The organism is Sphingopyxis sp. (assembly GCF_035250425.1).
Taxonomy (GTDB): domain Bacteria; phylum Pseudomonadota; class Alphaproteobacteria; order Sphingomonadales; family Sphingomonadaceae; genus Sphingopyxis.
In genome coordinates this window covers 1-6,295 of record NZ_DATFFD010000238.1, presented here as the reverse complement: position 1 = coordinate 6,295, position 6,295 = coordinate 1, and the positions used below count along the sequence as shown (strand labels likewise).

Below are 6,295 nucleotides of genomic sequence, written 5' to 3'. Positions count from 1 at the left end.
TGCGGAATATCCTTCAATCAGGGCTTGGCGGGAAAGTTCGAAATCGACCTGCGCCTTGGCAGGCTGCGACACATAGGCGAGCTGGTCGGCGTGGCGCGCGATGGCGATGTCGAGCACCGGATCGGCGCCGGCGACGTAAGCACCCATCAGCATCAGGTCGCGGTTCTCTTCATAGAGCGACCAGAGCTGGCGGAAGCGCGCGGCGGCCGCGGCATGTTCGGGATCGACCGAATCGACCATCGTGCGCGACAGCGAACGCGCGACGTCGATCGCGGGATAGACGCCCTGTTCGGCGAGCTGGCGCGACAGGATGATATGGCCGTCGACGATGGCTCTTGCAGAGTCGACGACGGGGTCGTCGATGTCGCCGCCGTCGGCGAGCACGGTGTAGAGCGCAGTGATCGAGCCGCCGGTTTCGCGGTCGATGCCGGCGCGCTCGCACAGCGAAGGGATGAGCGCGAAGACCGACGGCGGATAGCCCTTCATCGTCGGCGGCTCGCCCAGCGTCAGTCCGATCTCGCGCTGCGCATGCGCGACGCGCGTCAGGCTGTCGATGAGCAGCAGCACCTTCTTGCCCTCGGCGCGGAACGCCTCGGCGATCGCGGTCGCGCGCATCGCGGCGCGCAGACGGAGGAGGGGGGGATGGTCGGCGGGAACCGCGACGACGACCGACTTCTTGCGCACTTCGGGGGGCAGCTTGGTTTCGACGAAGTCGCTGACTTCGCGGCTGCGCTCGCCGATCAGCCCGACGACGATGACGTCGCATTCGGTGCCCGCGATCATCTGGCCCATCAGCACCGACTTGCCGACGCCCGAGCCCGCGATGATTGCGACACGCTGGCCTTCGCCGACGGTGAGCAGGCCGTTGATCGCGCGCACCCCCATGTTGAGCGGGCGGGTGACGCGCCCGCGGCGCAGCGGATTGACCTTGCGGCCGGCGAGCGGCCATTGAAATTGCGACTGGATCGCGGGGCGGCCGTCGAGCGGGTTGCCCTGCGCATCCATGATGCGGCCGAGCAAGGTCTTGCCGACGGCGACCATCGAGCTGGCGCCATGCGGTTCGACCGGCGCGCCGGTGACGAGCGGCATATTGGTGTCGAAGGGGAGGACGAGGCTGCGATGACCGCGAAAGCCGACGACTTCGCCATAGACATAGTCGTTGTTCGCCGAGCGGATGCGGACATTGCTGCCGAGCGGCTGCGGGAAACCCGACACTTCGAGCATGATGCCCTCGTGCGACACGAGCGTGCCGATGCGGCGCGGGCTGGCGTTCGTCAGGTCGACGGGGTCGAGCAGCTGCTGCGCGCTCATGGCGAGGCGGCGCGTCATGCGGCGTCTCCGGTGCCGAGCGCGGTGCGCAGTTCGTCGAGGTAGACCGCGCGGCCGTGCTCGATCCAGCCGGTCGAGGTTTCGAGGCGGACGGTGCCGCGCACCATCGCGGGATCGCTCTCGATCGCCAGCGTCAGCGGCGCGTCGGCGAGCAGCATGGCATCGTCGGGATGAACCCACAGGGTGCGCGCCTTGTCGGCGTCGGCGACCATGTCGGCCGCCGTCTGGGCCTGCGCCTGCAGCCATTCGGCGTCGATCGGCGCGGCGGCGACGATTTGGCGGACCAGCCGTTCGACGGTTTCGGCGATCAGCTGCGCAAGTTCCTCGCTCGGCTCGTCCTGGAGCGCTTCGGCGCCGGCGAGCAATGCGAGCAACTGGTGACGCTCGGCAACAAAGGCCGCTTCGGCAAGGCGCTGGCCTTCGGCGAGGCCGAGCGCGAAGGGGTCTTCGAGGTCGAGTTCGTCGATGCTTTCCTGTTCGGTCGCCTGCGCCGTGTAGGTCGCGGGCGCGAAGGACATCGGGCGAAAGCCGCTGCCGCGCGCCATCGCCTCGGTGAGCGAGACGGGGGCGAAGCCGGTTTCGGTTGCGCGATCAGACATAGTCGTCGCCGCCGCCCGCGATCATGATTTCGCCGGCCGCCGCCATCTGGCGGACGATCTGCATCACGCTCTTCTGTGCATCGTCGACGTCGGCGCGCTTGACCATCGTCATTTCGGCCATCTCGTCGCGGATCGTTTCGGCGGCGCGCTGCGACATGGTGGCGAGGCACATGTCGACCATCTCGTCGTCGGCACCCTTGAGCGCGATCGCGAGCTGGGCGGCGTCGACCGAGCGCAGCACGCTGCTGAGGCTCTTTTTGTCGAGGTCGCGCAGATTTTCGAAGATGAACATTTCTTCCTCGATCGTCTGGGCGAGCACGCGGTCGTGCTTCTTGAGCGACCGGAGCGTGCGCTCCGAAAGCTGCTTCGGCATTTTCTTCATGATCTTGGCGACATCGCTCGGGCCGCCGATCGCCTGTTTGGCGACGCGCTGGCCATCGACATTGGCGCTCGCGAGCACGGCTTCGAGATCTTCGATCGCCGCGGCGGGGACCGAGGTCAGCATCGCGGCGCGCAGCACCAGATCGGCCTGCAGCACTTCGTCGAGCGTTTCGATCGCACGCGCGGCAACATCGGGGACGAGCACCGAGAGGATCAGCGCGCCGACCTGCGGATGCTCGCTGGCGAGCAGCCCGCTGATCGCGTCGACGTCCATCCAGCGCAGCATTTCGAGCGACGCGGCACTCCGCTGCGGCGCGACGGCGGCGAGGATATTGTCGGCGCGGACGTTGCCGACGGCTTCGTTGATGACGGTGCGGATGCGCGTGTCGGCGCCGATCGCGAGCGCGCTGACGTCGCGGCTGCGCGTCACGAAACGGTCGAGCGCCTGCCCGATCTGCTGCTCGCTGGCGTTCGCGGTGTCGAACATCGCCTTCGCCAGCTGGCGGACCTCTTCGGGACCCAGCTGTTTCAGGATCGTCGCGGCTTCGCTTTCGTCGAGCAGCATCAGCAGGATGGCGGCGGCGGCCGATCCTTCGATCGCGGGCATGGCGGGCGCGTTATCGAGTCCGGCGACTTCAGGCACGGGCGCCCTCCTGCATCAGGTGGCGGACGACGAGCGCGGCGCGCGCCGAATCCTGACGGACAAAGGCGCGGACGAGGTTGGCGCGCGCTTCATAGCTCGGCGCCTGCTCGATCATTTCGAGGGTGATTTCGCGGCCGCCCTGACCGCTGGAAAGCGCCGGGCGATCGGTCGCGGCGAGCAGCGACGCTTCGAGTTCCTGATTCTGTGCGATGCGCTTCGCGGCGCGTTCCTTGGCGGCGCGGATCATCGGGCGGCCGATGAACAGGAAGGCGAGCAGCGCGGCGAGGATCGCGCCGACCTGCTTGACCAGCGGCAGGAACCAGCCCTGGTCGTAAAAGGCGGGCGCGGTGTCTTCTACAGCCACGAACGGGCGCTGGTTGATCGCGACCAGATCGCCGCGCGTCGCGTCATAGCCGACCGCGCCCTTCACCAGATTGTCGATCTTGGTGAGATCGGCCTGTGTCAGCGCCTTCTTGCCCTGATTGAGCGCGACGGCGACCGAGACGCGGCGCAGCTTGCCCTGCGGCGAGTGCGTCACCGAAATCTCGCGGCCGACTTCATAGGCGCGCGCGGCATTTTCATTGCTCTCGGTGCCGGGCGCGGGGGCCGCACCGGGCGGGACCGGCTGCGGACCCGTCGCGGTGATTGTCGTCGCCTGCGGCGGCTGGTTCGACAGCGCGCCGGGGATGCCGACCGCGGGCGCGCTCGTGCCGCTGGTCGAGCGCGTGATCTGCTCGCTGGTGAGCGCGCGGTCGTTTTCGGGAAAGCTTTCGCGCGTCGCCTGGCTTTCGGACATGTCGACGTCGGCATGGACTTCGACGGTATAATTGCCGGCGCCGAGCATCGGGCCGAGCAACGTGTCGAGCGCGCGGCGGAAGCGGTCTTCGACCTGCAACTGCAGCTGGAACGCCTTCATGTCGCTGCCCGATGCGGTGTCGGAGAGCAGCGCGCCGCGCTGGTCGATCACCGACACCTGATCGGCGTTCATGCCGGGAATCGACGAGGCGACGAGGAAACGGATCGCCTGCACCTGACCGTCGGAAAGCGAGCGGCCGTTCTGCAGCGTCAGCATCACCGATGCGGTGGCGGGCTTGTCTTCGCGGACGAACAGGCTGGGTTCGGCGGCGGCGACATGGACGCGCGCGCTCTTGACCGCGTCGATCGTCTCGATCGTGCGCGACAGGTCGGCTTCGCGCGCCGAACGCAGCGCTTCGCCTTCGATCGCGCGGCTCGACCCCATGGGCAGCGCGGCGATCAGGCTGTCGCCGCTCGGTGCCGCCTTGGGCAGGCCTTGGCCGGCGAGTGCGATGCGCGCCTGGTGGAGCTTGTCGGCATCGACGGTCAGCGCGCCAGTCGAGCTGTCGATGCTGTGCGCGATACCCTGCGTCTGCAGCGCGTCGGCGACCGCCGCCTTGTCGCTGTCGTCGAGCCCGGCGAACAGCTGCGCCTGCGGCGCCGCCTGCATCGTGAAATAGGCGAGCGCGGCGATGCCGATCGCCGAGGTCATCGCGATCGCGGGCAGCGCGCGCTGGACCGCGGGCTGACGGAGGAAACCGGTGAGCGGGGCGAGCCGGCCGCCCAGGACGGGGGCGGGGAGGCGGTTCGCGACGCCGTTGTCGACGGGGGTAAGGATCTGGGTCTCGGCCATGGATTATACCGGCATGTTCATGATGTCGCGATACGCGGACAGCAGCTTGTTGCGGACTTGCAGGGTGGTTTCGAAGCCGAGCGAGGCTTTCTGGCGCTCGATCATTACGCTGACGATGTCGTGCGTGTCGCCGCGTTCATAGGCTTCGCTGATGTTGCTCGCCTTGGTTTGCTGGGCGTTGACCTGTTGCAGCGCATTATTGATCGCGGCGCCGAAATCGGGGGTTCCCCCCGCACCGCCGACGCCGCCTTCGGCCCCGCCGATGCCGCCGCGGCCCGCGGCGCGCTGCAACGCCTGGTTCTGATTGAGGATCGAACTGCGCATCTGCAGCAGCCGGCTCGGGTCAATCGTGCTCATTGCTTCTTCATCCGTCCTGGTGCGCGGCGGTGCGCCGCACGCACCAAAAAAGAATGCAAAGCTCGTGCCAAAAAGTTTAATTGCGTATTTTCAATGTATTAATCTAGAAGGCCTCCGTCTTTCGGGAGCTTTTGGCGTTTTTTTGACGCGCGCGCTTAATCGCCGCCGCCGCCCGCCGTTACTGCTTTCGTGACCGCTCCTCGAGCCCTCACATCATGGGAATGGCCATCGAGGCCGGAAAGGAACAATATGACCGTCATCAACACCAATGTGAGCGCGCTTCGCGCCCAGAATAGCTCGCGTGTTGCCAGCAATATGCAGTCGCAGGCGATGGAACGCCTTTCGAGCGGCAAGCGCATCAACAGTGCCAAGGACGACGCCGCCGGCCTCGCCGTCGCGACCCGCATGCAGGCGGCTTCGCGCGGTTTCACGCAGGCGATCCGCAACGCCAACGACGGCATTTCGCTGGCGCAGACCGCCGACAGCGGCGCAGCCAGCATCTCGGACATCCTCATCCGTATGCGTGAACTGGCCATGCAGGCCTCGACCGGCACCCTCGGCGACGCTGACCGTGCGCTGGCGCAGAAAGAAGTCGGCGCCCTGATCTCGCAGATTGGCGATATCACGACGCAGACCACTTTCAACGGCAACAAGCTGCTCGACGGCAGCGCTGCCACCGGCTTCGACATCCAGACCGGCATCAACACCGGTGAAGATGTCAACATCACGGTCGCTGACCTCACCGCGACGACGCTCGGCGTCGGTACGCTGTCGGTTGCTACGGCCGCCGGCGCCACCGCTGCGCTGGCGACGCTCGACACCGCGATCACCACGGTCGCCGGCGAACGCGCCAACCTTGGTGCGCAGCAGAACCGCCTGAGCGCGGCTGTCGATAATTTGACGTCGCGTGTCACCAATCTGGACGAATCGCGCTCGCGCATCGAAGATGCCGACTTCTCGGCGGAATCGACGAAGCTGGCGGCTGCCGGGATCCTGGCGCAGGCATCGACCGCGATGCTCGCCCAGGCGAACCAGAGCCAGCAGGGCGTGATGAACCTGCTCCGCGGCTAAACTTCGCGAATAAATTTCAGGCTATATTCGGTTGGTCCCTTAGATAGCCTGATCCGATGCCCCGGCCCCCACAGCCGGGGCATCTTCTTTTGTGATTGGCGTGGTGCGTCGTCCGACAGCTAACGATGGTGGGTTCAACGGGTCGCCGCAACACGCTGAGCGAACATTTCAGCGGGTGTCTGATACATCAAGGTTTTTCTGGGGCGCTCGTTGAGCTGGCGAGCGATGGCGCTGAGTTTGGCCTGGCTGTGCAGGGAGAGATCGGTT

The 6,295-nt window shown here is 66.7% G+C and carries 6 protein-coding genes and 1 pseudogene; 1 reads left to right on the top strand and 6 read right to left on the bottom strand.

Annotated elements, in window-relative coordinates:
- The 5 genes from VJ811_RS14405 to fliE all read right to left on the bottom strand — a co-directional run.
- The coding region (locus VJ811_RS14405; protein WP_324073526.1) for a FliI/YscN family ATPase at window positions 1-1,329 on the bottom strand (1,329 nt) is incomplete at its 3' end.
- Complete coding sequence (locus VJ811_RS14400) at window positions 1,326-1,928, bottom strand: FliH/SctL family protein (RefSeq protein WP_324073523.1); 603 nt, start codon at window positions 1,926-1,928, stop codon at window positions 1,326-1,328. The genes VJ811_RS14405 and VJ811_RS14400, both read right to left, overlap by 4 nt.
- The gene (fliG, locus tag VJ811_RS14395; protein WP_324073521.1) at window positions 1,921-2,952 is read right to left on the bottom strand and encodes a flagellar motor switch protein FliG; all 1,032 of its coding nucleotides are present in this window, start codon (window positions 2,950-2,952) and stop codon (window positions 1,921-1,923) included. Before fliG ends, VJ811_RS14400 begins: the two co-directional genes overlap by 8 nt.
- A complete protein-coding gene (fliF, locus tag VJ811_RS14390) occupies window positions 2,945-4,600 on the bottom strand; it encodes a flagellar basal-body MS-ring/collar protein FliF (RefSeq protein WP_324073519.1) in 1,656 nt (551 codons plus the stop codon). The genes fliG and fliF overlap by 8 nt, the downstream gene beginning before the upstream one ends.
- Window positions 4,601-4,603: 3 nt before the next feature.
- On the bottom strand, window positions 4,604-4,957 hold the full coding sequence (gene fliE, locus VJ811_RS14385; RefSeq protein WP_324073517.1) for a flagellar hook-basal body complex protein FliE: 354 nt from the start codon (window positions 4,955-4,957) through the stop codon (window positions 4,604-4,606).
- A 249-nt stretch (window positions 4,958-5,206) separates the two neighbouring features.
- Between fliE and VJ811_RS14380 the strand changes: the two genes are divergently transcribed.
- Window positions 5,207-6,028: a flagellin gene (locus VJ811_RS14380; RefSeq protein WP_324073514.1), complete on the top strand. Its 822-nt coding sequence runs from the start codon at window positions 5,207-5,209 to the stop codon at window positions 6,026-6,028.
- 134 nt (window positions 6,029-6,162) lie between these two features.
- Here the strand turns inward: VJ811_RS14380 and VJ811_RS14375 are convergent.
- Window positions 6,163-6,295: pseudogene (locus VJ811_RS14375) on the bottom strand (IS30 family transposase); the annotation flags it as partial.

What these genes read in the sequence shown, in the direction of transcription:
- fliF (WP_324073519.1), bottom strand. Translation starts at nt 4,600, where the DNA reads ATGGCCGAGACCCAGATCCTTACCCCCGTCGACAACGGCGTCGCGAAC.
- VJ811_RS14380 (WP_324073514.1), top strand. Translation starts at nt 5,207, where the DNA reads ATGACCGTCATCAACACCAATGTGAGCGCGCTTCGCGCCCAGAATAGC.
- fliE (WP_324073517.1), bottom strand. Translation starts at nt 4,957, where the DNA reads ATGAGCACGATTGACCCGAGCCGGCTGCTGCAGATGCGCAGTTCGATC.
- VJ811_RS14400 (WP_324073523.1), bottom strand. Translation starts at nt 1,928, where the DNA reads ATGTCTGATCGCGCAACCGAAACCGGCTTCGCCCCCGTCTCGCTCACC.